The sequence below is a fragment of the Rhodanobacter sp. sgz306013 genome (assembly GCF_057031145.1).
In genome coordinates this window covers 663,758-686,592 of the sequence record NZ_JBXCIJ010000001.1, presented here as the reverse complement: position 1 = coordinate 686,592, position 22,835 = coordinate 663,758, and the positions used below count along the sequence as shown (strand labels likewise).

Annotated in this window: 21 protein-coding genes; 15 read left to right on the top strand and 6 right to left on the bottom strand. The window is 69.4% G+C overall.

The genetic code is table 11. The features are described 5' to 3' along the window. Positions 1 to 347 precede the first annotated feature (347 nt). The 8 genes from cycA (at position 348) to AC2EWF_RS03045 (ending at position 9,404) form a co-directional block, all read left to right on the top strand. Positions 348 to 1,742: a D-serine/D-alanine/glycine transporter gene (gene cycA, locus AC2EWF_RS03080; RefSeq protein ID WP_483637884.1), complete on the top strand. Its 1,395-nt coding sequence runs from the start codon at positions 348 to 350 to the stop codon at positions 1,740 to 1,742. A 154-nt stretch (positions 1,743 to 1,896) separates the two neighbouring features. Then, complete coding sequence (locus AC2EWF_RS03075; protein ID WP_483637883.1) at positions 1,897 to 2,739, top strand: 2OG-Fe(II) oxygenase; 843 nt, start codon at positions 1,897 to 1,899, stop codon at positions 2,737 to 2,739. Between the two features lie 60 nt (positions 2,740 to 2,799). After that, complete coding sequence (locus tag AC2EWF_RS03070) at positions 2,800 to 3,732, top strand: peptidylprolyl isomerase (RefSeq protein WP_483637882.1); 933 nt, start codon at positions 2,800 to 2,802, stop codon at positions 3,730 to 3,732. Between the two features lie 149 nt (positions 3,733 to 3,881). Then, on the top strand, positions 3,882 to 4,460 hold the full coding sequence (locus AC2EWF_RS03065) for a class I SAM-dependent methyltransferase (RefSeq protein WP_483637881.1): 579 nt from the start codon (positions 3,882 to 3,884) through the stop codon (positions 4,458 to 4,460). 97 nt (positions 4,461 to 4,557) lie between these two features. Further along, positions 4,558 to 5,202: a PadR family transcriptional regulator gene (locus tag AC2EWF_RS03060; protein ID WP_483637880.1), complete on the top strand. Its 645-nt coding sequence runs from the start codon at positions 4,558 to 4,560 to the stop codon at positions 5,200 to 5,202. 80 nt (positions 5,203 to 5,282) lie between these two features. Beyond that, positions 5,283 to 6,074, top strand: a complete 792-nt coding sequence (locus AC2EWF_RS03055) for a siderophore-interacting protein (protein ID WP_483637879.1) — start codon at positions 5,283 to 5,285, stop codon at positions 6,072 to 6,074. 105 nt (positions 6,075 to 6,179) lie between these two features. Further along, positions 6,180 to 8,288 carry an AsmA family protein gene (locus AC2EWF_RS03050; protein ID WP_483637878.1) on the top strand — a complete coding sequence of 703 codons (2,109 nt, stop codon included), beginning with the start codon at positions 6,180 to 6,182 and terminating at the stop codon, positions 8,286 to 8,288. A gap of 186 nt (positions 8,289 to 8,474) precedes the next feature. Beyond that, positions 8,475 to 9,404, top strand: coding sequence for a DMT family transporter (locus AC2EWF_RS03045; protein ID WP_483637877.1), 930 nt, complete (start codon positions 8,475 to 8,477; stop codon positions 9,402 to 9,404). A gap of 28 nt (positions 9,405 to 9,432) precedes the next feature. On the opposite strand, the gene AC2EWF_RS03040 is transcribed toward AC2EWF_RS03045, so the two are convergent. Further along, positions 9,433 to 10,332: a LysR family transcriptional regulator gene (locus tag AC2EWF_RS03040; protein WP_483637876.1), complete on the bottom strand. Its 900-nt coding sequence runs from the start codon at positions 10,330 to 10,332 to the stop codon at positions 9,433 to 9,435. A 114-nt stretch (positions 10,333 to 10,446) separates the two neighbouring features. Between AC2EWF_RS03040 and AC2EWF_RS03035 the strand changes: the two genes are divergently transcribed. Next, a complete protein-coding gene (locus AC2EWF_RS03035) occupies positions 10,447 to 11,088 on the top strand; it encodes an NAD(P)-dependent oxidoreductase (RefSeq protein ID WP_483637875.1) in 642 nt (213 codons plus the stop codon). On the opposite strand, the gene AC2EWF_RS03030 is transcribed toward AC2EWF_RS03035, so the two are convergent. The 4 genes from AC2EWF_RS03030 to AC2EWF_RS03015 all read right to left on the bottom strand — a co-directional run bounded on the left by AC2EWF_RS03030 (position 11,082) and on the right by AC2EWF_RS03015 (position 15,073). After that, positions 11,082 to 11,717 carry a c-type cytochrome gene (locus AC2EWF_RS03030; protein ID WP_483637874.1) on the bottom strand — a complete coding sequence of 212 codons (636 nt, stop codon included), beginning with the start codon at positions 11,715 to 11,717 and terminating at the stop codon, positions 11,082 to 11,084. The two genes, AC2EWF_RS03035 and AC2EWF_RS03030, sit on opposite strands and share 7 nt — an antisense overlap. 10 nt (positions 11,718 to 11,727) lie before the next feature. Further along, entirely contained in the window at positions 11,728 to 12,903 is a 1,176-nt protein-coding gene (locus AC2EWF_RS03025) for a copper resistance protein B (RefSeq protein WP_483637873.1), read from the bottom strand. Next, on the bottom strand, positions 12,900 to 14,636 hold the full coding sequence (locus AC2EWF_RS03020) for a copper resistance system multicopper oxidase (protein WP_483637872.1): 1,737 nt from the start codon (positions 14,634 to 14,636) through the stop codon (positions 12,900 to 12,902). The genes AC2EWF_RS03025 and AC2EWF_RS03020 overlap by 4 nt, the downstream gene beginning before the upstream one ends. An 86-nt stretch (positions 14,637 to 14,722) precedes the next feature. Next, the gene (locus AC2EWF_RS03015; protein ID WP_483637871.1) at positions 14,723 to 15,073 is read right to left on the bottom strand and encodes a hypothetical protein; all 351 of its coding nucleotides are present in this window, start codon (positions 15,071 to 15,073) and stop codon (positions 14,723 to 14,725) included. A gap of 110 nt (positions 15,074 to 15,183) precedes the next feature. Here AC2EWF_RS03015 and AC2EWF_RS03010 point away from each other — a divergent pair, with 110 nt between their 5' ends. Next, positions 15,184 to 16,110, top strand: a complete 927-nt coding sequence (locus tag AC2EWF_RS03010; protein ID WP_483637870.1) for a 23S rRNA (adenine(2030)-N(6))-methyltransferase RlmJ — start codon at positions 15,184 to 15,186, stop codon at positions 16,108 to 16,110. Positions 16,111 to 16,143: 33 nt separating this feature from the next. Beyond that, positions 16,144 to 16,653: a Slp family lipoprotein gene (locus AC2EWF_RS03005; protein WP_483637869.1), complete on the top strand. Its 510-nt coding sequence runs from the start codon at positions 16,144 to 16,146 to the stop codon at positions 16,651 to 16,653. Between the two features lie 24 nt (positions 16,654 to 16,677). On the opposite strand, the gene AC2EWF_RS03000 is transcribed toward AC2EWF_RS03005, so the two are convergent. Continuing rightward, positions 16,678 to 17,340, bottom strand: coding sequence for a hypothetical protein (locus tag AC2EWF_RS03000; protein WP_483637868.1), 663 nt, complete (start codon positions 17,338 to 17,340; stop codon positions 16,678 to 16,680). Between the two features lie 105 nt (positions 17,341 to 17,445). On the opposite strand from AC2EWF_RS03000, the gene AC2EWF_RS02995 reads away from it, so the two are divergent. The 4 genes from AC2EWF_RS02995 to mfd all read left to right on the top strand — a co-directional run bounded on the left by AC2EWF_RS02995 (position 17,446) and on the right by mfd (position 22,835). Further along, positions 17,446 to 17,859 carry a winged helix-turn-helix transcriptional regulator gene (locus AC2EWF_RS02995; protein ID WP_483637867.1) on the top strand — a complete coding sequence of 138 codons (414 nt, stop codon included), beginning with the start codon at positions 17,446 to 17,448 and terminating at the stop codon, positions 17,857 to 17,859. 77 nt (positions 17,860 to 17,936) lie between these two features. Beyond that, positions 17,937 to 18,479 (top strand): tRNA (N6-threonylcarbamoyladenosine(37)-N6)-methyltransferase TrmO, encoded by a 543-nt coding sequence (gene tsaA, locus AC2EWF_RS02990; protein WP_483637866.1) that lies wholly within the window; start codon positions 17,937 to 17,939, stop codon positions 18,477 to 18,479. Between the two features lie 106 nt (positions 18,480 to 18,585). Next, positions 18,586 to 19,188 carry an N-acetyltransferase family protein gene (locus tag AC2EWF_RS02985; RefSeq protein WP_483637865.1) on the top strand — a complete coding sequence of 201 codons (603 nt, stop codon included), beginning with the start codon at positions 18,586 to 18,588 and terminating at the stop codon, positions 19,186 to 19,188. Positions 19,189 to 19,304: 116 nt separating this feature from the next. Beyond that, positions 19,305 to 22,835 carry a transcription-repair coupling factor gene (gene mfd, locus AC2EWF_RS02980; protein ID WP_483637864.1) on the top strand — a complete coding sequence of 1,177 codons (3,531 nt, stop codon included), beginning with the start codon at positions 19,305 to 19,307 and terminating at the stop codon, positions 22,833 to 22,835.

Genomic DNA, 22,835 nt, shown 5'->3' with positions numbered 1-22,835 from the left:
AAGGTGACTGGAGGGAGCGCGCGCCCACGATTTTGTGTGGGCGGACTTCAGGCAACGCATCGACGTCAACCCCGACGCGAACTCCCTACGGCTGCCCGCTCATGTACACACCTTGCTTGTCAAAGCGAGGTCTCCGCCCTCGCAGGACAGTCGCTAAGCCGCTGATCCGGCTATCGGCGCACCTACTTTGCTCTGCGACACCAGGCAAAGTGTGTGCATAGCCAGCCCGTGCTGCACAGACTTTGGCTGCCGATCCCGCACAGACTTTGCCGTCATGCCCACAGGACATTGGCGGGAATCGCGGCTTTCTTTTATCGTGGCGGCCCGTCCACGACCTCGGCGCCCGCATGACCGTCTCCACGGAGCAACCGGATCACCTGAGGCGCAGCCTCTCCAACCGCCACCTGCAGCTGATCGCGCTTGGCGGCGCCATCGGCACCGGCCTGTTCATGGGCTCGGGCAAGACCATCAGCCTCGCCGGGCCTTCGATTCTCTTCGTCTACCTGATCATCGGCGTGATGCTGTTCTTCGTGATGCGCGCGATGGGCGAGCTGCTGCTGTCGAATCTGGAGTACAAGTCGTTCATCGACTTCTCCACCGACCTGCTGGGACCGTGGGCCGGTTTCTTCTGCGGCTGGACCTACTGGTTCTGCTGGATCGTCACCGCGATCGCCGAGGTGATCGCGATCGCCTCCTATGTGCAGTTCTGGGTGCCACACCTGGCGCCGTGGATACCGGCGCTGCTGTGCGTGCTGTTGCTGCTGGCGCTGAACCTCACCACGGTGAAGATGTTCGGCGAGCTGGAGTTCTGGTTCGCGCTGATCAAGATCGTGGCGATCATCGCACTGGTGCTGGTCGGCTTCGCGCTGGTGGCCTGGGGCTTCCATTCGCCGGCCGGCAACAAGGCTTCGCTGGCGAACCTGTGGGACGACGGCGGCTTCTTCCCGCACGGACTGGGCGGCTTCTTCGCCGGCTTCCAGATCGCGGTGTTCGCCTTCGTGGGCATCGAGCTGGTAGGCACCGCCGCCGCCGAGACCGCCGACCCGCGGCGCAACCTGCCCAAGGCGATCAACTCGATCCCGGTGCGCATCATCATCTTCTACGTGCTGGCGCTGGCGGCGATCATGACCGTGACGCCGTGGCGACTGGTGGAGGCGGACAAGAGCCCGTTCGTGGAGCTGTTCGTGCTGGCCGGCGTGCCGGCGGCGGCCAGCCTGATCAACTTCGTGGTGCTGACCTCGGCCACCTCCTCGGCCAACAGCGGCATCTTCTCCACCAGCCGCATGCTGTTCGGCCTGGCCGGCGAGAACCACGCGCCGAAGGCGTTCGCGCGCCTGTCCAGGGCTTCCGTACCCTCGCTGGGCCTGCTGTTCTCCTGCTTCTGCCTGCTGCTGGGCGCGGCGCTGATCTACCTGGTGCCGAACCTGATGACCGCGTTCACCCTGGTCACTACGCTGTCCGCCGTGCTCTTCATGTTCGTGTGGTCGCTGATCCTGTGCGCCTACATGGTCTACCGGCGCAAGCGCCCGCAGCAGCACGCCGACTCGGCCTACAAGATGCCCGGCGGCGTGTTCATGTGCTGGGCCTGCCTGGCGTTCTTCGCCTTCGTGCTGGTGTTGCTGTGCCTGCAGGCCGACACCCGCGCCGCCCTACTGGCCAGCCCGGTGTGGTTCGTGCTGCTGGGGATCGGCTATGCATGGAAAAAGCGGCGCGACGGCAAAGCAGCCGGCGAAAGGGGTTAAGCCATCCGTGGCTGCCGGCGCGTGCCGGCAGCCAAGTAGAATGGCGCGCCATTCGCCGCAGGGAAGACACATGCAGGATTCGCCGGGAGTTTCGATCATACATCCGCGCGTGCTGGAATCAGCGCAGGCTTGCCGGGCCGAGTTCGCCTCGGCGGTGCCCTTCCCCCACGTAGTGATCGACGATTTCCTCGCGCCGGATTTCGCCCAGGCACTGCTGGACAATTTTCCCGCCTTCGAGCGCGGCAACGCCGTGGGCGACGACGGCAAGCCGGGCGGCAAGTCCACGCTGGCGAAGATCCGCCAGCTCGGCCCGGTCTGGCAGCAGCTCGACGATGCGATCCAGAGCCCCGAATTCCTCGCGGCGGTGGCCCGGCTCACCGGCATCGACGGTCTGATCTACGACCCGTGGTACCTCGGCGGCGGCACCCACGAGAACCGAGACGGGATGAGCCTCGACCCGCACGTGGATTTCAACTACCACCCCAGCGAACGCTGGCACCGGCGGCTCAACCTCATCGTCTACCTCAACCCGCACTGGGAGGAGGCGTGGGGCGGCTGCCTGGAGCTGTTCCGCGATCCGCACGCCGACGCGCGACCCGCGCGCTCGGTGGCGCCGGCGTTCAACCGCTGCGTGATCTTCGAGACCTCCGAGCGCTCCTGGCACGCCTTCGACCGGATCGCGCTGCCACCGGAGCACGCCGGCCTCACGCGCCGCTCCGTCGCCCTGTACTTCTACACGAAGGACCGCCCCGCCGCGGAAACGGCGCCGCGCCACACCACTTATTACGTGAACCGCCAATTGCCGCCGCACCTGGACGAGGGTCGCACGCTGACGCGCGGCGACGTGGCCGAGATCCGGCAGCTGATCGAGCAGCGTGACGGGCACATCCGCATGCTCTACGCCGAGAACACTGCGCTGCGCCAAGCCCAGGATGCTGGCCTCACCGGGCACCTGCTGTACCTGGCCAAGCGCGCCTTCGTGCGCTTCCGCAAATAGCGCACAGGCAAGCCCGCTCCTGCTAACGTGCCGCGACGCCAACGATCCGGGGAAACCACCATGCGCCATCATCTTGCCGCCGCGGTCGCGATGACGCTGACCCTCGCGACGACACCCACTTTCGCCGCGCAGGACAAGCCCACGCCCACCGCGAAGGAGCTGCTGGCGGCGTCGAAACCTTCCGAATGGCGCACGCCCGACCCGGCGAACCTGCTCTACATGCAGCTGCCGCAAGGCCGCGTGGTGATCGAGCTGGCGCCGGACTTCACGCCCCTGCACGCGGCCAACATCCGCACCCTGGTGCGCCAAGGCTACTTCGACGGCCTGGCCATCGTGCGCGTGCAGGACAACTTCGTCACCCAGTGGGACGACCCGAACGGCGACGACGGCGGCGACAAGGCGAAGATGCACCCGCTGGGCAAGGCCAAGGCCACGCTGCCGCCGGAATTCATCCGCCCGGTCGATACTAAGCAGCCGTGGACGCCGCTGCCGGACGGCGACGTCTACGCACCGCAGGTCGGCTTTTCCGGCGGTTTCCCGGTGGCGCGCGACCCGGCCAGCGGCAAGGAATGGCTGGTGCAGTGCTACGGCATGGTCGGCGTGGCGCGCGACGTGCCGCCCGACAGCGGCAACGGCAGCGCGCTGTACGCCGTCATCGGCCAGGCGCCGCGCCGCCTGGACCACAACCTGGCGGTGGCCGGCCGCGCGCTGCAGGGCATGCAGTACCTGTCGGCACTGCCGCGCGGCACCGGGCCAATGGGCTTCTACGAAAAGGCCGGCGAACGCACGCCTGTCCTGTCGGTCAAGCTCGCCGCCGACCTGCCGCCCGCACAGCGCGAACGCATCCAGGTGCTGCGCACCGGCAGCCCCACCTTCGCCGCCCTGATCGACGCCGCGCGCCATGGCCACAACGCGTTCTATCCGACGCCGGTGGGCAAGGTCGGCATCTGCGACATCAGCGCGCCGGTGCGGGTGGACGGCAAGCTGCTGTGACGCGCCGTACCGTCGCAAACGCGGATTCCGCCCAGCCGTTCTCCGAAGATTCCGGCGGGTGGCTGCGATCGGCGGGATAACCGTATCCGAACATCCGGTTCGGCCGTTCCGGTTATGGTGGCCGCCATGCGCCGACCGGCCCGCCATCGATGCCCCTGAACGACAGCCTGCATCTGCTGCGCGCCTGGTTGCGTGACCCACGCAGCGTGGGTGCACTGGCGCCATCCGGCCCTGCGCTGGCCCGGCTGATGACTGCTCATGTCGACCACGCGCATGGACCGGTGATCGAACTGGGCCCGGGCACCGGTGTGTTCACCCGGGCGCTGCTGGAACGCGGCCTGCCGGGACATCGGCTGGTTCTGGTGGAGACCGATCCGGTGCTGGCCGGCACGCTGTCGCAACGCTACCCACATGCACGGGTGCTGCGCATGGATGCGGCCCGGCTGGGCCGCTCGTCGTCGCTGTTCGGCGACGAACGCGCCAGCGCCGTGATCAGCGGACTGCCCCTGCTGTCGATTCCGGCCGACAAGGTCGAAGCGATCGTCGAGGGCGTGTTCGAGCGGCAGCTGCAGCCCGGTGGTGCGCTGTACCAGTTCACCTACGGCCTGCGCTGCCCGGTGCCGCGCGCGTTGCGACAGCGCCTGGGCCTGGAGGCCGAGCGCATCGGCGGCGCCTGGCTCAACCTGCCGCCGGCCTGGGTCTGGCGCGTCCGCCGCCGCAACGGCTGAGCTTCGACGGGAAAAGGCTTGCCCGGTCGCTCGCGCTTGCATACGACATATCTTAGATATATCTTGACCGCCCGGATTCGATATATCGGAGTTTGCCATGCGCATGCACCACCTGTTCCATCGCTTCTCGCACCATCACCACGGCTCCCAGGCTTTTTTCATGGATGGCGATGAACACGGCTGTCACGCCGGCCGCCACGGTCCGTTCGGCGAGCATCGCGGCGGCGACGCTTTCGGCGGCTGGGATGGGCTGCGCGGCGGCGGCCGGCGCGGCGGCGGCCGCGTGTTCGGCCACGGCGACCTCAAGCTGCTGCTGCTGTCGCTGATCGAGCAGCAGCCACGCCACGGCTACGAGCTGATCCGCACCATCGAGGAGATGTTCCACGGCCAGTACACGCCCAGTCCCGGTGCGATCTACCCCACCCTCGCCATGCTGGAGGACATGGGCTATGCGCGGGTGGAAAGCGAGACGGGCAACCGCAAGCTCTACGGAATCACCGACGAGGGCCGCGCCTTCCTCGACGAGAACCGCGCCGCGGTGGACGCGGCGACCGCGCGCACCGAGCACAGCGCGCGCATGGCCGCGAAGATGAGCGCGCCCATGGCCGTGCGCAAGGCAATGCACGCGCTGAAGCATGCGCTGCTGATGCGCACGAGCTGGGACAAGGCCGAGGCGGAACGCGTGGCCGCGATCCTGCAGCGCGCCGCCGGCGAGGTCGCCAGCGGCCGACAGCACGACTGAGTCCGGCGGACGCCGGGCCGCGGCTGCCCTCCCGTCGACGCGCCAGCCGTCGCCAGCGCCGCACCCACCAGGCAACCACGATGACTCCCCACATCCACCAGCGCCTGCGCCACGAGGTCAGGCTGCGCACGCTCGACGTGCTGCGGGTTGAGCGCCTCACCCCGCACATGCAGCGGGTGACGCTCGGCGGCGCGGAATTGCGCGGCTTCCACAGCGCCGCAGCCGACGACCATGTGAAGCTGTTCTTTCCCAATCGCGACGGCGAACTGGTGCTGCCCACGCTGGGCGCGAACGGCCCGGAGTTCCCGGCTGGCCTGGAGCCGTCGCCGATGCGCGACAACACGCCGCGCCGCCACGACGCCGTGCGCGGCGAATTGACGGTCGACTTCGTGCTGCACGGCGATGGCCCCGCCTGCCGCTGGGCGACGCAGGCTGCGCCCGGCCAGCGCCTGGGCGCGGGCGGCCCGCGCGGCTCCCTCCTGGTGGCCGACGATTTCGACCGCTACGTGCTGCTCGGCGACGAGACCGCCCTGCCCGCCATCGGCCGCTGGCTGGAGGCGATGCCTGCCGGCACACGCGCCACCGCGCTGATCGAGATCCCCGACGCCGCCGACCGCCAGGCGCTCGCCACGCGTGCCGACGCCGAGATCGTCTGGCTGGAGCGCAACGGCGCAGCGGCCGCCGACAGCGGCCTGCTGGAACACGCGCTGCGCGAACTGCCGCCCCTCGAAGGAGACAGCTATTACTGGATCGCCGCCGAATCGCGCCGCGCCCGCGCGATGCGCCAGTGGCTGGAGCAGAGCGGCGTGCCCAGGGACTGGATCAAGGCCAGCGGCTACTGGAAGGCCGGCACGGACGACGACGCGGCGTGAGCGCCCGATGAACGCGCCGTAAGCAGAACCGCGCTGCCACCACGAAACCTTGCCGCGCCATCGGTTATGCCATGACGCACGGCCATCGTGGCGCAGGAGACCGGCATGAGGCGCAGGCGCAAGTTGCTCGCATGGGGCATCGGCATACCGCTGGTGCTCGTCGTCGTGCTGGTCGCGGCGCTCGCGCTGTTCGACTGGAACCGGCTGAAGCCGACCATCGACGCCCGCGTCAGCGCGGCGATCGGCCGCCCGTTCGCGATCAAAGGCGATCTGGACGTGCACTGGCGCCGCGAGCCACAGGCGCACGGCCTGCGCGCCTGGCTGCCGTGGCCGCAGGTGGCGGCGAACGACATCACCATCGCCAACCCTCCTTGGGCGAAACAGCCCGAGTTCGTGCGCCTGGATGCGCTGCGCTTCAGCCTCTCGCCACTGGACCTGCTGCTGCACCGCGTGCGCATCCCCGCCCTGCAACTGGTGCATCCCCGCGTTGACCTGGAGCGCGACAAGCAGGGCCGCGCCAACTGGACCTTCAACCTGCCACAAAGCAACACGCCCTCTGCCTGGACGTTGGATCTGGGCGCGATCGGTTTCGACGCCGGCCGGCTCGCGCTGGACGATACCGTCGGCCGCGTGAAGATCGATGCCCGCATCGAACCGCTGCAGCAGGCGATTCCCTATGACCAGGTCGTGGCGCAGGCAACCGCGGACGCGCGCACGCAGGCGATCAGCAGCGCCGGACGCGGCGCCGACCAGACGATGCGCAAGAACGAGGAGCAGAACCACCCCGAAGACGCGACCGCGCGGCAAACCCGCTACCAGTTCGCCTGGACTGCAAAGGGCAGCTACCAAGGCGCAGCGCTGGACGGCAGCGGCAAGACCGGCGCCGTACTGGCCCTGCAGCGACCCGACCGGCCGTTCCCGGTGCAGGCGCGGCTGCGCGTCGGCGACACCCACATCGCCCTGGTCGGCACGCTCACCGATCCCGTGCACCTCGGCGCGCTGGAACTGCGCCTGTGGCTGGCCGGCTCCAGCATGGCGAAGCTCTACCCCATCCTCGGGGTGACTCTGCCCGACACCCCGCCTTACGCCACCCGCGGCCGGCTCACCGCCACACTGGGGCGCCACGGCAGCCGCTTCGGCTACCACGGGTTCCGCGCTCGCGTGGGCGGCAGCGACCTCGCCGGCGACGTCGAGTACGTCACCGGCGGCGCGCGTCCGAAGCTCAGCGGCAAGATGCAGGCCACGCAACTGCGCTTCGCCGACCTGGCGCCGCTGATCGGCGCCGGCGGCTCCAGCACCACCACGCCGCCGGCCGCCGCCTCGGACCGCGTGCTGCCCACGCAGGCCTTCCGCACCGACCGCTGGAAGGCGATGGACGCCGACGTGACGTTCGCCGCCGGACGCATCGAGCACGGCCGGTCGCTGCCGATCGAGTCGCTGTCCACCCGCCTGGTGCTGGACGACGGCGCGCTCACGCTGGATCCGCTGCGCTTCGGCCTTGCCGGCGGCCAGGTGGGCGGCAGGCTGCGCCTCGACGGTGGCGCTGCGGCCATGCGCGGCGCGCTGCAATTGCGCGCCCGCCACCTCAAGCTGAAGCAGCTGTTCCCGAACTTCGAGCCGATGCATACCAGCCTGGGCGAGATCAACGGCGACGCCATGCTCGATGCGCGCGGCAACTCCGTCGCCACCTTGCTCGGCAGCGCCGGCGGCGAACTGAAGCTGCTGATGAACGACGGCGCGATCAGCCGCAATCTGCTGGAAACCGCCGGGCTCAACGTGGGCAACATCGTGCTGGGCAAGCTGTTCGGCGACCGCACGGTGAAGATCAACTGTGCCGCCGCCGACCTCGCCGCCCAGGACGGCTTGTTCCGTACCCGGCTGTTCGTGTTCGACACCCAGGACGCGCTGATCGACGTCAACGGCACGGTGAACTTCGCCGACGAGAAGCTCGAACTGGACGTGACGCCGCATACCAAGGGCTTGCGCGTGCTGTCGCTGCGCTCTCCGCTTTATGTGCGCGGCACGCTGAAGCATCCCGACGTGGGCGTGCACGCCGGGCCGCTGCTGGCGCGCGGTGCCGGCGCCCTGGCGCTGGGCGTGGCCGCCGCGCCCGCAGCGGCGCTGCTGGCGGTGGTGGTTCCCAGCCACGACGCCGGCGACGCCAACACCTGCACCGCGGTGCTGCAGCGGATGCGTGCGCCGACCCGGCGCTGAATCCTTGCGACCTTCACGGATCGCGAGGATCACACGGGTGGCCATCCTTGGCCGCACTTTTCAAGAGTCCTTGCGATCATCCTTGATCGCGGGAATCAAACGGGCGGCCATCCCTGGCCGCACTTTTCAATACATGGGTGCACGGGCACGACGTAGAATGCGGCCTTCCACCATCGACGCGTCCCCATGCAAGCCAGCAGCCAGGCCCGCCTGCAGATCCACTTCTGCGTACTGTTGTGGGGCTTCACCGCGATCCTCGGCAAGCTGATCACCTTGCCGGCGCTGCCGCTGGTGTGGTGGCGCATGCTGCTGGTGACGGCCGCGCTGCTGCTGGTGCCTCGGGTGTGGCGCGGCCTGCGCGCGATGCCGGCGCGGCTGCGCTGGGCCTATGCAGGCATTGGCGCCCTGGTGTCGCTGCACTGGCTCACCTTCTATGCCGCGATCAAGCTGGCCAACGCTTCGGTGGGTGCCACCTGCATCGCACTGGGGCCGGTGTTCCTGGCCTTCGTGGAACCGTGGATCGCCAAACGCCGGTTCGACCCGCGCGAACTGCTGATCGGCGTGGCGGTAGTGCCCGGCGTGGCTATGGTGGTGGGCGGCGTACCGCATGGCATGCGCCTGGGCATCGCCGTGGGCGTGCTGTCGGCGCTGTTCGTTGCACTGTTCGGCTCGCTCAACAAGCGCCTGGTGGAACACGGCGACCCGCTTACCGTCACCTGCATCGAGCTGGGCACCGGCGCGGCCTTCCTCACCCTGCTGGCGCCGCTGCTGCCGCACGCCGGGGCGGCCTTCGTACTGCCCGACACCCACGACGCGCTGCTGCTGCTCGCGCTGGCGTTCGGCTGCACCTTGCTGCCGTTCGCGCTGGCGCTGGTGGCGCTGCGCCACCTGAGCGCGTTCGGCACGCAGATGGTCACGAACCTGGAGCCGGTCTACGCGATCGTGCTGGCGGTGCTTCTGCTCGGCGAGCAGCACCAGCTCGACGGCTGGTTCTATGCCGGTGTGGCGGTGATCCTCGCCGCGGTGTTCCTGCACCCGCTGCTGGCGCGCAAGCAGCATCTGGCGGCGCAGCCGGAACTGCTGGGCACCACGGAGAGCCACTCCATCGTGGAATAGCGCCTGGCGCTTCCGGCTGCGGGGGCGGTCAACCCGCCTTGCTGGCGATGCTCGCGCGCAGATGCTCGATGAAGACGCGCACTTTGGCCGGCGCGTGCAGATTGGCGTGCACGGCATGGAAGCTGCCCTCGGGCAGGCGTTGTGAGGGCAGCAGGTGCAACAGGCGGCCGGCGGCGAGGTCGGCTTCCACCATGAAGTCGGGCAGCACCGCCACACCGGCTCCGGCCAGCGCCATCGCAAGCACCGCCGCCGCGCTGTCGGCCTGCGCGCGCGGCGCCAGTTGCACGCGCGTCTGCGTGCCGTTGCGCGCACTGAAGCTCCAACGGGCCGGCGTGCTCAATACCGAAAGCAGGACCGCGTCGTGTGCAGCCAGATCCTGCGGTCGACGCGGCCGGCCGCGGGCTTCGAGGTACTCCGGCGCAGCCACCAGCAACTGGCGGAACCCGGCCAGGCGCACCGCGCGCAAGCCGGAGTCGCGCAACGGGCCACCGCGGATGGCAAGGTCGAAGCGGCCGCCGATCAGGTCGCTGATGCCGTCGTCCAGCGCCAGTTCGGCGCGCACATCCGGGTAGCGGCGAAGGAAGCCCGCCAGCGCGGGCGCGACCACGGTGCTGCCGTAGTTCACCGGCGCCGTGATGCGCAACAGGCCGCGCGGCACGGCGCGGTTCTCACCCGCGCGCGCGATGGCCGCGTCCGTCTCCGCGAGGATGCGCTCGCAGTCGGCGTGGAAGGACGCGCCGGCCTCGGTCAACGCCATCCGCCGCGTGCTGCGCACCAGCAGGGTCACGCCCAGCTCGCGCTCCAGCCGCGCCAGGTGCTGGCTCACCATCGCCTTGGTCAGGTCCAGCTGGTCCGCCGCCGCGGTGAACGAGCCGGCACGCACCAGGGCCGCGAACACCGCCAGCCGGTTGAGGTTGACCTCCCCCATGGGCATTCCTCCACCATCAATCAATAATTGACAGTGAATTACCGAACGGGCCGTTTTTCAAGTCAATCTGCCGGCGCATGCTGTCCCCGTTCCCCCCACCCAGGAGACAGCACCATGCGCATCGCACTGTTCGGCGCCACCGGCCACATCGGCCATGCCATCCTCGACGAAGCCTTGGCGCGCGGCCACGAGGTCACCGCCATCGTGCGCGACCCGGCCCGCCTCGACCGCCACCGCGAACGGCTCTCTGTCATCACCGGCGACGTGGCTCGCCCGGAAACCTGGCTGGCCGCCGTGCACGGTAGCGATGCGGCGGTGGCCAGCCTGTCGGCGCGCCGCGATGGCGACCAGGCGCTGCTGGTCGCCAATGCGCGCACCCTGCTCGAACGCCTGCCCGACGCCGGCGTGCCACGCCTCGTCTGGGTCGGCGGCGCCGGCAGCTTGGAAGTCGCGCCGGGCCTGCGCCTGCTGGACACGCCAAACTTTCCCGCTGAGTGGAAACCGGAAGCCGAAGCGCATGCTCGCGCACTGGACGCTTTCCGCGCCAGCGACTCGGCCATCGACTGGACCGTGCTCAGTCCCGCCGCACTGATCGAGGACGGCGAACGCAGTGGCAGCTATCGCATCGGCGGCGACCAGTTGCTGGTCGATGCCGAGGGCAACAGCCGCATCAGCGTGGCCGACTACGCCATCGCCTCGCTCGACCGCGTCGAGAAGCACGACGCCTCGCGTCGCCGCATCACGGTGGCCTACTGAGCGGGCTTGCGTGCCGTGGCTGGCGCGGGGGCGGTAGCCGCGTCGGGCGGCATGGCCATGCCGGCATCGGCACGGGCGGGCGGATGGTCACCGTCCATATCCATGTCGTCGTCCGGCGGCGCCCTGCCCACGATGGCCTTGTACTCGGCCGGCGTCATGCCCGGCAGCTTCCGCACGAAGGCCACCATGCTCCAGATCGTGGGGTCGTCGTGGCCGGCCATGCCCCAGGCCGGCATCGCGCTCATCTTGATGCCGTGCTTGATGACCCAGAATGCTTTCTTCGGATCGACATGCGTCCTGGAAAGGTCGGGCGGTTGCGGGTACATGCCCTTGCGCAGTTCGGAATCGCCCTCGCCAGGCGTGAGGTGGCAGCCGGTGCACATCGCTGCGTACTGGCCCGCGCCCTTGAGTATCAGCTGCGGATCGTCCAGGTTCGGCACCACGACATGCTTCGCGCGCGCCTCGATGGAGCGGTCGCGCACGGTGGCCAGGAGGGCGTAGGTCGGCTTCCAGTGATGGACATCCGCGCCGATGTCGTAGAGCCCCGACCAGGCGAAAGCGAACGCACCGACGGCCAGCACCAGCAGCACCGCGACCACGGTGAGCGTGCGTTCGAGCAGCTTGCTCATGGCTTGATCCTCAGAACCAGATGCGCAGGCCGGCGACGAACTGCCGGTCGAAGACAGGTTGATGTTGCTCACGGGCGAAGTCCGCCGTGCCACCATGGCGACGCGTCCACACCACGCCGAGGTAAGGCGCGAATTGTCGCCGGAATTCGTAGCGCAGGCGCAGGCCGAGGCTGGCGTCGGCCAGGCCGCTGCCGATCCGACGCGCCGGATCGGCCTTGCCGTACAGGTTCGCCTCCAGCTCCGGCTGCAGGATCAGCCGCTGGGTGAGCAGCAGCTCGTACTCGGCGCGCAGGCGCGCCGCCGTGCGGCCGGACGGGCCGGCATAGGCGGTCGCCTCCAGCTCGAACCAGTACGGTGCCAGGCCTCGTACGCCGAAGGCCAGCCACTGCCGCGACGGGCCGTCGCCGAAGTCGTGGCGGACGCCGAGCTGGGTGTCCCAGTACGGTGCCACGGCGCGGCTCCACAGCGCCTCGACGTCGCCCACGCCGGACTGTCCACTTTCGCGCTCGCCCTCGCTGCGCAGCCACAGTTTGTCGGTATCGGTGCCGTACCAGCCATTGAGCTCCCAGGCCTGGCCATCGCCGTGTTTAGCGTGGAAGGCTTCCAGCCGATCGAAGCGCAGCATGCCCAGCGGTTTGGCGTCCAGCATGTCCATGCCACCGATGTCGCCATGGCCGATGCCGCCGGAGTAATCCGCGCTGCGCGCATCCGTCGGCGCTGCGCCGCCCTGCATGCGCATATCGTGCATGTCATGCGCACCGTGCGTGGCGCCCATGCCTTGCATGGCGCCCGCGGCCTGCAGCTGGCCGTGAGCCATCGGCGCACCGGCGGCACGCGGAGGCATGGCCATCCCCGGCATGGCCATGCCGGCATGAGTGTCAGGCTGCGCCGCCGGCAGCGCGTGATCCATGCCAGGCATGGGCATGGCCATCGGTTTGGCAGACTGCGCCGCCGCGGGCGCGTGCTGCTTCGCGCCCTGCGTGCCACGCCGCACAGGTCTCGACTTGCCCTTCCCGCCCTTCGGCGCGGGCTGTTCGTGCCCTACGTGCGCCATGCCGGGCATGCCCATCATGTCCATGCCAGTGCTGCTGGCCGGGGCCGGCGCGGTCTGCGCTAATGCGGCCAGCGACAGCGACCACGCGAGACAGGCGAGACAGGCGAGGGTGTTGCGCAGCAGCGTCTTCATGCCACCACCACCTCGCGCATCATCCCCGCCTCCATGTGGTAGAGCATGTGGCAGTGATAGGCCCAGCGCCCCGGCGCATCGGCCGTCACGCCATAGGCCACGCGCTGCGCGGGTTGCACGTTGACGGTGTGCTTGCGCACCTGGAAACCGCCGTCCGGATTCTCCAGCTCGCTCCACATGCCGTGCAGGTGGATCGGGTGGTTCATCATGGTGTCGTTGACCAGCACCATGCGCAGCCGCTCGCCGGCACGGAAGCGGATGGGCTTGGCGTCGGAGAACTTTACGCCGTCGAACGACCACATGTAACGGTGCATGTTGCCGGTGAGATGCAGCTCGACCTCCCGGCCGGGTTCGCGCGGGTCGAGCGAGCCCCCGACGGTGTGCAGGTCGGCGTAGGTGAGCACGCGGCGGCCGTTGTCGCGCAGACCGGTGCCGGGATCGTCGAGGTTGGTGCGCGGCATGTCCACGCGCATGTCCACGCCGGGATTGCGGTACTCCGTGCGGGCATGGCGCACCGCCGGAGTGGCCGCATCCATCGCCATGCCGGGCATTTCCGTACCACCGCGGTCCACGCCCGGCATGGTGCCGGAACTGCCCATCGCGCCCATCATGTCCGCCATCGAGAGCGGCACGCGCGGGTCCATCGCCGGCACGGGCGCCGCCATGCCGGGCCGCGGCACCAGCGTGCCGCGTGCATAACCGGTGCGGTCGATCGATTGCGCGAAGATCGTCCAGGCACGGTCGTCGGCCGGCTGCACAATCACGTCCAGTGTCTCGGCCACGGCGATGCGGAACTCGTCCACGCTCACCGGCTCCACGTCCTGGCCGTCGGCGGCGACCACGGTCATCTTCAGGCCCGGAATGTGCACGTCGAAGATCGTCATCGCCGAGCCGTTGATGAAACGCAGCCGCACCTTTTCGCCGCGCTTGAACAAGCCCTCCCAATTGGCAGCGGGCGCCATGCCGTTCATCAGGTAGGTATAGGTGGCGCCACTCACATCGGCGAGGTCGGACGGACTCATGCGCATGCGGTTCCACATGCGCCGTTCGGCCAGCGCCTTGCGCAGGCCTTGATCGCCCGCGTCGCGCAGGAACTGTGGCGCGGTGGGCTCGGCGTAGTTGTAGTAGTCGCCCTGCTTCTTCAGGTGTCGGTAGATCGCTTCGGGATCCTCGTCGGTCCAGTCGCTCAGCAGCACCACGTGATCGCGGTCGGCGGGAAAACGTTCGCCGCAGGCCGGCTCGACCACGATCGGACCGTACAGGCCGGTCTGCTCCTGGAAACCGGAATGGCTGTGGTACCAGTAGGTGCCGCTCTGCCGCACCGGGAAACGGTAGGTGAAGGTCTCGCCCGGCGCGATGCCGGGGAAGCTGATGCCCGGCACGCCGTCCATGCCGAACGGCAGCAGGATGCCGTGCCAGTGGATCGAGCCGGGCACGCGCAGATGGTTGTGCACGCGCAGCGTTACCGTGTCGCCCTCGCGCCAGCGCAGCAGCGGTGCCGGCAACTGGCCGTTCACCACGGTGGCCATGCGCTTGCGTCCAGTGAAATCCACCGGCAATTCGCCGATGGCGAGGTCGAAATGCGTGCCGTGCAATTCGCGACGCGGCAGGCTCGCCTGCGCCAGCACGGCGCCGGGCCTGAAACCCAGGCCGGCGGCCACGCCGCCCAGCATCAGGCCTTGCACGAAATGTCGGCGCGACAGCAGCGCGTCGCGCGGATCTTGCTTGTTCATCATTCACTCCGGCGCGGAACCCGCGGGTTCCGCCTCATGCCCGGACACGGGCGAATGCCGACTGGCGTCGGACGAGCGGGAGCTGATCAGGCCGGCGGCGGCCGCAAGGGTGGCGCGCGGGCAAGCTCTGGCGCGGCGGCCGGCCATGCCGGCCACGCTTGGGCGGCAAAGGACGGGGGCGAGGCCGCCCCCGCCGGCACGGGCAAGGTCGCCGCGGTCATGTGCGCACAGACGCAGCCGGCATGCATGCCGTCCGCGTGCAACGGCAGCGGCATGCCATCGTGGTGCACCATAGTCGTCGCGCCCGCCATGCCGCCCATGGGTGCGCAGCAGCGATGTTGCGCAAACACCGAGCCGACCAGCCCCAGCCACGCGCACAGCGCCAGCACGAACAGCGGGCGGCAACGGCGCAGGTGGCGGAAGCGGGAACGGCGCATGCCGGGAGCATAGCCAGGCCGGGCGCATGCGCTCAACCCTGGAGCGGGCTTCATGCGGCCTGCACGCCGGCCGCAGCCTATACTTGCGCGCCATCTCCGCGACCGCCGCCATGAACTATCGCCACGCCTACCACGCGGGCAATTTCGCCGACGTCCTCAAGCACACCGTGCTGCTGGCGTTGATCGATGCGCTCAAGCTCAAGCCTGCGCCGTTCTGCCTGGTCGACACCCACGCCGGCAGCGGCTGCTACGCGCTGGACAGCGCCGAGGCCGGCAAGACCGGCGAGTACAAGGACGGCATCGCCCGCCTGCTTTATCCCGACCTGTACGCCGATACCCGCACGGCCGCGGCTCTACCGCACCTGCTGCGCCGCTGGCTGGAGGGCATCCTCGCCGTGCCCGGCAACGAGGAAACCCTCAAGCTCTACCCCGGTTCGCCACTGCAGGCCGCGTTGGCGATGCGAGACATCGACAGCGCGCAACTGTGCGAACTGCAGCCGGAGGAAGCGGCGCGGTTGCGCGAGTTGTTCCGCCGCGACACGCGCATGCATGTGCACGAACGCAACGGCTACGAGGCACTGAAGGCGCTGCTGCCGCCGAAGGAAAAGCGCGGCCTGGTGCTGATCGACCCGCCCTACGAGGCACAGGAGGCCGAATACCGGCTGATCGAGCAGGCCCTGAAGGAAGCGCTGGCGCGCTGGCCCACCGGCATCTATGCGGTCTGGTATCCGATCAAGCGGCGCAGCCAGGTACAGCCCTTCCTGCGCTGGCTCGGCCATTGTGGCGCGAAGCGCGTGCTGCGCGCGGAACTGCTGGTGCACGGCGACGATTCACCGCTGCGCCTCAACGGCTCCGGCATGGCGATCGTCAACGCACCCTGGCAGCTCGACGAAACCCTGCGCGAACCGCTGCGCGCGCTGGCGCGCCTGCTCGCACAGGAACGCCCCGCCGAGTGGACGCTGGACTGGCTGGTGGCCGAATCCGCCGGCGCGCCCGCGAAGCCCGCGCGGCTACCGCCCACCACGCGCCGCCGCTAAGCTCAATCCGTTGCCTCGACCCGGGAATTCGCCATGCGCCTCGCCGCCGTTTCCGCCCGCATCATCCTGGCCGCCTTGCTGCCGGTCCTCGCCGCCTGCGCGCCCGCTCCGATCTACAAGGTCGCCCCGGGCACCGTCGCCGCCACGCCGATGCAGGTGGCGCAGGCGCCCGAGCAATACGCCCACGGCCAGGTGATCTGGGGCGGCCGCGTGGTGGGCGTGAACAACCTGCCCGACCACAGCGAAATCGAGATCCTCGCCTACCCGCTGGATTCCTCGCAGCGGCCGAAATTCGGCGCCGGCGGCAACGGCCGTTTCATCGCCCTCGTCCCGGGCTACGCCGAGCCAATGAACTACCCCAATGGCGCGCCGATCACCGTCGACGGCCAGCTTGCCGGCAGCCGCGCCGGCAAGGTCGGCGAGGCCGACTACGTGTTCCCGCTGGTGCAGACCGCGCAGTCGCATGTGTGGACCGCCGAGGAAATGCGCAGCGGGCATCCCAATGTCAGCTTCGGCGTGGGGCTGGGCGTGGGCATCCACTGAGCCCCGGCTCGTCGCGGCAACTTCCTATGCAACCTGGCTGCGTGCAGCCAGCCGGCTCTGCATCAACGCCGCGGCATGCAGCATCAGGAACAGCGGCACCAGGAACGCAGGGATCACCAGCAACGGCAGCGTCGCCATCGGCGCAGTCGTGATCTCGCCCGGGGCGCCCGTGGACAGGCTGGCGCTCAAGGTACCAAGGACGATGGCCACGGCGAGGTCGAGCATGCCGAGCACGTTCCAGCGGACGAACGCGCGGCTGGCGGCAAAGCCCGGGCGACGCACCAGCGCCAGGATCATCCACGGAGCCGCAAAACCGACCGCCATGTCGCCCAGACCCGCCGGCAGCGCGAACATGGCCGGCAACACGTCGTGCGCGTACAGCGACAGGAAGCCGAGGCCGGCCCATCGCCAGCCCTGCATCGCCACGATCAGGCGCAGGTCCAGCGAGAGAACGAACGCGCGGAACGCCGGCGAGAGCCGCAACCACGCAAAGAACAGCAACAAGGGCGCACCGACCGCGATGGCGATGGCGACCGGCGGCTGCCCCGGGCGCCCGACGAAGGCGCCGGATGCGCCGAGCAGCATGACCAGCGAGAACCATGCGGCCAGGGACAGCAAGACTCCCGTACGGCTGCCGCCTCCCGCGGGCTGCGGACCGAACGGGCGTGGAAGAACAGTGGCGGACATGGCACCCTCCTCTAGTGACTTGCATTTTGCAAGTTTGTAGCGACGCTATCCCTTTTACTTGCATAATGCAAGTGACAAGCCTCCCCGCCGCGGAGAACCGCAGGAATGAGTACCCCCAAGCCCTTTGCACGCTCCGCCTGCGCCGTCGCGAATTCGCTCGACATCGTGGGCGACAAATGGACCTTGCTGGTGGTGCGCGACCTGTTGCACGGCAAGAGCACCTACGGCGAACTGGCGGACTCGCCGGAACACATCCCGACCAACATTCTCGCGGAGCGCCTCAAACGCCTGGAGGCGGCCGGCATCATCGTCGGCACGCCCTACCAGGAGCGCCCGGTGCGCTACGCCTACACGCTGACCCCGAAGGGCCACGCGCTGGGCGACGTGCTGCTCGCGTTCGTACGCTGGGGCAGGCGGTATCTGCCGGGAACGATGGTGATGGGCCACGGGCCGGCGCGCGGCGAAGCCGGAACAAAAGCGGCGCCCGCACGGCGCACCCGCAAGGCGCGCGCAAAATAAGGCCCGCGGGGCTGGCCACGGCGACGGACACGCGCCACTACAATGACGCCTCCAGACCATGGCCCGCATGCACGACCATGCCGACGTCGCAAGCCGAGCCCTTCACCGCCCACGCCATCGCCCACGTGCGTTCGCCGTACGCGCGGCGCATCGACGCGCCACACCAGCCCTCCGTGGTGGCGGGCACCGCGACCGGCGCCGAGGTCGAGGCGCGCATCGAGTTCGTGGACGGCCTGCCTGGCGAGGCGTTCCGCGACCTCGCCGGTTTCGAGCGGATCTGGCTGATCTTCGCGTTCCACCGCAGCGAGGGCTGGAAGCCGCAGGTACGGCCCCCGCGGGGCGGCGGCAAGCGCGGCGTGCTCGCCACGCGTTCGCCGCACCGGCCTAATGCGATCGGCTTGTCCGCGGTGGAACTGGTCGCCGTGGAGGAACGCGCGCTGCGCGTGCGCGGCGTGGACCTGCTGGATGGCACGCCCATCCTCGACATCAAGCCCTACGTGCCCTACGCCGACGCCTTTCCCGATTCACGCGCCGGCTGGATCGACGCGATCGACGCGGCGCAGGGCCGGCGTTCCGCGCCCGGCCCGAAGCGGCCGCGCAAGCCGGTGCTCGGCGGTTGAGCCTGAACCGCAAGGCCTGCGCAACTGCGGCAAACCGGCGCAAGGACTTGTGCCTCCGCTGGATTCGGATCATGCTGCATTGCACACAATACGCAGAAGTATTGAGATGATCTCCGGCAGCCTGCGCTCGACTACCTCGCCCCCGCCGCTGCCCCCGCGCAGCCGCGAACGCTATGCCCCCACACTCGCGGTGCATACCGCCCACGGCGAGCGCATGCGCAGCCGCGACGGCCGCGAGCTGTGGCTGCGCGGGATCGAACCCGGCGACGTCGCGGCGCTGCGACGCTGCTTCACCCGGCTGTCGCCGGAGGACATCCGCCGTCGCTTCCTGCACGCGATGTCCGAACTCCCCCTGCCGATGGCGCAGCGCCTGTGCACCATCGATCCGGCGCGCGAAACCGCCCTGGTGCTGATGGACGAATCGGTCCGCCCCGCCGAGGTCCGCGGCGTGGGCCGCATCTACGTGGACGAGTCGGCCGACAGCGCCGAATTCTCGGTGCTCGTGGAACACGACTGGAGCCGCATCGGCCTCGGTGCACTGCTGATGCAGCGCCTGGTCGACGATTGCCGCCGGCGCGGCCTCGCCGAGATCTGGGGCTACGTGCTGCTGGAAAACCGCCCGATGCTGGAACTGTGCCGGGAACTCGGTTTCGCCCAGCACCTGATGCCCGACGAGCCGGGCACGGCGCAGATCATGCTGCGGCTGTAAAAGCCCCCTCGCACCGGCGCCATTCCCGCAAACGGGAGAGGCGCCGGTGCGGCACGCTACACTTGGGCGCTTTCCCGGCGCGGCCCGACCTTCGCGCCTCCAGCGCAAACGTGTCCATGCCCACCCCGATCCCGCATCCCCCGCTTCCCACCAATCCGAAACAGCGCCGCTACTGGACGCCACCGCACGGCTCCGCGCGTGCCCTGCTGCTGGCCGAGGCGGCACGCTCGCACGAAGGCCTGCTGGTCGCGGTGACCCGCGACACCCAGCGCGCCTCGGCGCTGGAGGACGAGTTGCGCCTGTTCGCCGGCGACCTGCCAGTGCTGCATTTCCCGGACTGGGAAACCCTGCCCTACGACGCATTCAGCCCCCACCCGGAAATCGTCTCGCAGCGCATCGCCACGCTGTACCGCCTGCCTGGGGTGAGGCGCGGCGTCCTGGTGGTGCCGGTGGCCACGCTGATGCAGCGTATCGCGCCGCGCTCGCACATCGCAGGCTCCGGCCTGGTGGTGGCGAAAGGGCAGAAATTCGACCTTGCCACCGAGCAGCGCCGGCTGGAGGCCAGCGGCTACCGCAACGTGCCGCAGGTGGCCGAGCCCGGCGACTTCGCCGTGCGCGGCGCGCTGATCGACATCTACCCGATGGGCACCGACCAGCCCTACCGCATCGAGCTGTTCGACGACGAGGTCGATTCCATTCGCAGCTTCGACCCGGAGACCCAGCGCTCCGCGCAAACGGTGGAGAAAGTGGAGCTGCTGCCTGCGCGCGAGTTTCCGCTCACCGATACGGCGGCGAAGGACTTCCGCAACGCCCTGCGCGAACGTTTCCCCATCGATGTGCGCCACTGCCCGCTGTACCAGGACATGAAGGAAGGCGTCACGCCCGGCGGCATCGAGTACTACCTGCCGCTGTTTTTCCCTGTGAAGAGTCCGCACATGGACGTGCGGGGTGTCGCGGAGGATCCGCAGGAAGGGAAAGGCACCTCGACGCTGTTCGACTACCTCGCCGATGACGCGCTGTTCGTGCTCGGCGAGGGCTCGGGCGAAGCCAGCGAGGCGTTCTGGACACAGACCGCCGAGCGCTATGACCAGCGCGCCCACGACATCGAGCGTCCCGTGTTGCCGCCGGCCGAGCTGTACCTCTCGCCCGAGCAGCTGCGCGGGCAGTTGAACAAGCGCCTGCGCGTGGAAGTGGTGGAGAGTGGCCACGCACACGCAGTGGACGCCGGCACGCAACCGGCGCCGGAGTTGCCGCTGAACCGCAAGGGCGAGGAGCCGGGCACCTCGCTGCGCCGCTTCCTTGGGAACTACCCCGGCCGCTTGCTGGTCGCCGCCGATTCGGCGGGGCGACGCGAGGCGCTGCTGGAGATGCTGGCGGGCGCGGGGCTCAAGCCGGAAAACGTCGACGGCTGGCCGGCGTTCCTCCGTCCCGCGCAGGCAGGAGGGGGCGAGGAGGGAGCGAAATTCGCCATCACCATCGCCCCGCTGGAACAGGGTTTCGCGCTGACGAAGCCCGCGCTCACCGTGCTCACCGAACGCGAGCTGTTCGGCGAGCGCGTGCGCACCGAACGCCGCCGGCGCCGCGGCGCGGCGCGCGATCCGGATGCGATCATCCGCGATCTCACCGAACTCTCCGTCGGCTCGCCCATCGTGCACGTGGACCATGGCGTGGGCCGCTACCAGGGCCTGCTGTCGATGGAACTGGGCGGCATGGAAGGCGAGTTCCTGGTCATCGAATACGCCAAGGGCGACAAGCTCTACGTGCCGGTGGCCCAACTCGGCCTGGTCAGCCGCTACTCCGGCACCGCGCCGGAGCTCGCGCCGCTGCACTCGCTGGGCGGCGATGCCTGGGAGCGCGCGCGTAGGAAGGCCGCCGAGAAGGTGCGCGACGTGGCCGCCGAACTGCTGGCCATCTACGCGCAGCGCGAGGCGCGCGGCGGCGAATCGCTGTCCATCGACCGCCAGCTGGTGGAGGAATTCGGCGCCAGCTTCCCGTTCGAGGAAACGCCTGACCAGGAACAGGCCATCGACGCCGTGCTGCGCGACCTCGCCGCGCCGCGCGCGATGGACCGCGTGATCTGTGGCGACGTGGGCTTCGGCAAGACCGAAGTGGCCCTGCGCGCCGCCTTCGCCGCCGCCACCGCCGGCAAGCAGGTGGCCGTGCTGGTGCCCACCACCCTGCTCGCCCAGCAGCATTACCGCAACTTCGCCGACCGCTTCGCCGACTGGCCGGTGAAAGTGGACGTGCTGTCACGCTTCAAGTCGACCAGGGAAGTGAACGAGGCGCTGAAGCGCCTTGCCGACGGCCAGATCGACGTGATCGTGGGCACGCACAAGCTGCTGCAGCCGGACATCAGGTTCAAGAACCTGGGCCTTGTGATCGTCGACGAGGAGCAGCGCTTCGGCGTGCGCCAGAAGGAGCAGCTGAAGAAGCTGCGCGCCGAGGTCGACCTGCTCACCATGACCGCCACGCCGATCCCGCGCACGCTGAACATGGCGATGAGCGGGCTGCGCGACCTCTCGCTGATCACCACGCCGCCGGCGCACCGCATGGCCGTGCGCACCTTCATCTCGGCGTGGGACCCGGCCACCATCCGCGAGGCGTTCCAGCGCGAGCTGCAGCGCGGCGGCCAGGTGTATTTCCTGCACAACGAAGTGGAGAGCATCGAACGCACCGCGCGCGAGCTGGAGGAACTGGTGCCCGAGGCGCGCATCGGCGTGGCCCACGGCCAGATGGCCGAGCGCGAGCTGGAACGCGTGATGGCGGACTTCCACCGCCAGCGCTTCAACGTGCTGGTGTGCACCACCATCATCGAGACCGGCATCGACATCCCGACGGCCAATACCATCATCATCGACCGCGCCGACCGCTTCGGCCTCGCCCAGCTGCACCAGCTGCGCGGCCGCGTGGGCCGCTCGCACCACCGCGCCTACGCCTACCTGATCGTGCCCGACCGCAAGGCGATCACCGCCGACGCCGAAAAGCGCCTCGAGGCGCTGGCCTCGCTGGAGGAACTCGGCGCCGGCTTCACCCTCGCCACGCACGACCTGGAAATCCGCGGCGCCGGGGAGCTGCTGGGCGACGAGCAGTCCGGCCAGATCCAGGAGATCGGCTTCGGCCTCTACACCGAGCTGCTGGACCGCGCCGTGCGCGCGCTGCGGAGCGGCAAGGTACCCGACTTCGACCTGTCCAGCGAACACGAGACCGAGGTCGAGCTGCACCTGCCGGCGCTGATCCCGGACGACTACCTGCCCGACGTGCACGCGCGGTTGACGCTGTACAAGCGCATCGCCAGCGCGCGCAACGACGACCAGCTGCGCGACCTGCAGGTGGAGATGATCGACCGCTTCGGCCTGCTGCCCGAACCCACCAAGACCTTGTTCGCGCTGTCCGGCCTGAAGCTGATGGCCACGCCGCTGGGCATCCGCAAGCTGGATTTCGGCGCCAACGGCGGGCGCATCACCTTCCGCGACAAGCCCGAGGTCGACCCGATGGCGATCATCAAGCTGATCCAACGCCTGCCGCGCGTGTACAAGCTGGACGGCCAGGACAAGCTGCGCATCACCCTCGACCTGCCCGGCGCCAGCGAACGCATCCGCAGCGCGCAGGAGGTGCTGGTGCTGCTGGGCGCACGGCGGCCCAGCTGA

Bases quoted from the DNA above. Each gene is read 5' to 3' on its own strand.
- AC2EWF_RS03025 (WP_483637873.1), bottom strand. From the start codon at position 12,903: ATGAAGACGCTGCTGCGCAACACCCTCGCCTGTCTCGCCTGTCTCGCG.
- AC2EWF_RS03055 (WP_483637879.1), top strand. From the start codon at position 5,283: ATGACTCCCCACATCCACCAGCGCCTGCGCCACGAGGTCAGGCTGCGC.
- AC2EWF_RS03050 (WP_483637878.1), top strand. From the start codon at position 6,180: ATGAGGCGCAGGCGCAAGTTGCTCGCATGGGGCATCGGCATACCGCTG.
- cycA (WP_483637884.1), top strand. From the start codon at position 348: ATGACCGTCTCCACGGAGCAACCGGATCACCTGAGGCGCAGCCTCTCC.
- mfd (WP_483637864.1), top strand. From the start codon at position 19,305: ATGCCCACCCCGATCCCGCATCCCCCGCTTCCCACCAATCCGAAACAG.
- AC2EWF_RS02985 (WP_483637865.1), top strand. From the start codon at position 18,586: ATGATCTCCGGCAGCCTGCGCTCGACTACCTCGCCCCCGCCGCTGCCC.
- AC2EWF_RS03035 (WP_483637875.1), top strand. From the start codon at position 10,447: ATGCGCATCGCACTGTTCGGCGCCACCGGCCACATCGGCCATGCCATC.
- AC2EWF_RS03020 (WP_483637872.1), bottom strand. From the start codon at position 14,636: ATGAACAAGCAAGATCCGCGCGACGCGCTGCTGTCGCGCCGACATTTC.
- AC2EWF_RS03015 (WP_483637871.1), bottom strand. From the start codon at position 15,073: ATGCGCCGTTCCCGCTTCCGCCACCTGCGCCGTTGCCGCCCGCTGTTC.
- AC2EWF_RS03030 (WP_483637874.1), bottom strand. From the start codon at position 11,717: ATGAGCAAGCTGCTCGAACGCACGCTCACCGTGGTCGCGGTGCTGCTG.
- AC2EWF_RS03060 (WP_483637880.1), top strand. From the start codon at position 4,558: ATGCGCATGCACCACCTGTTCCATCGCTTCTCGCACCATCACCACGGC.
- AC2EWF_RS03065 (WP_483637881.1), top strand. From the start codon at position 3,882: ATGCCCCTGAACGACAGCCTGCATCTGCTGCGCGCCTGGTTGCGTGAC.
- AC2EWF_RS02995 (WP_483637867.1), top strand. From the start codon at position 17,446: ATGAGTACCCCCAAGCCCTTTGCACGCTCCGCCTGCGCCGTCGCGAAT.
- AC2EWF_RS03045 (WP_483637877.1), top strand. From the start codon at position 8,475: ATGCAAGCCAGCAGCCAGGCCCGCCTGCAGATCCACTTCTGCGTACTG.
- tsaA (WP_483637866.1), top strand. From the start codon at position 17,937: ATGCCGACGTCGCAAGCCGAGCCCTTCACCGCCCACGCCATCGCCCAC.
- AC2EWF_RS03000 (WP_483637868.1), bottom strand. From the start codon at position 17,340: ATGTCCGCCACTGTTCTTCCACGCCCGTTCGGTCCGCAGCCCGCGGGA.
- AC2EWF_RS03040 (WP_483637876.1), bottom strand. From the start codon at position 10,332: ATGGGGGAGGTCAACCTCAACCGGCTGGCGGTGTTCGCGGCCCTGGTG.
- AC2EWF_RS03010 (WP_483637870.1), top strand. From the start codon at position 15,184: ATGAACTATCGCCACGCCTACCACGCGGGCAATTTCGCCGACGTCCTC.
- AC2EWF_RS03070 (WP_483637882.1), top strand. From the start codon at position 2,800: ATGCGCCATCATCTTGCCGCCGCGGTCGCGATGACGCTGACCCTCGCG.
- AC2EWF_RS03005 (WP_483637869.1), top strand. From the start codon at position 16,144: ATGCGCCTCGCCGCCGTTTCCGCCCGCATCATCCTGGCCGCCTTGCTG.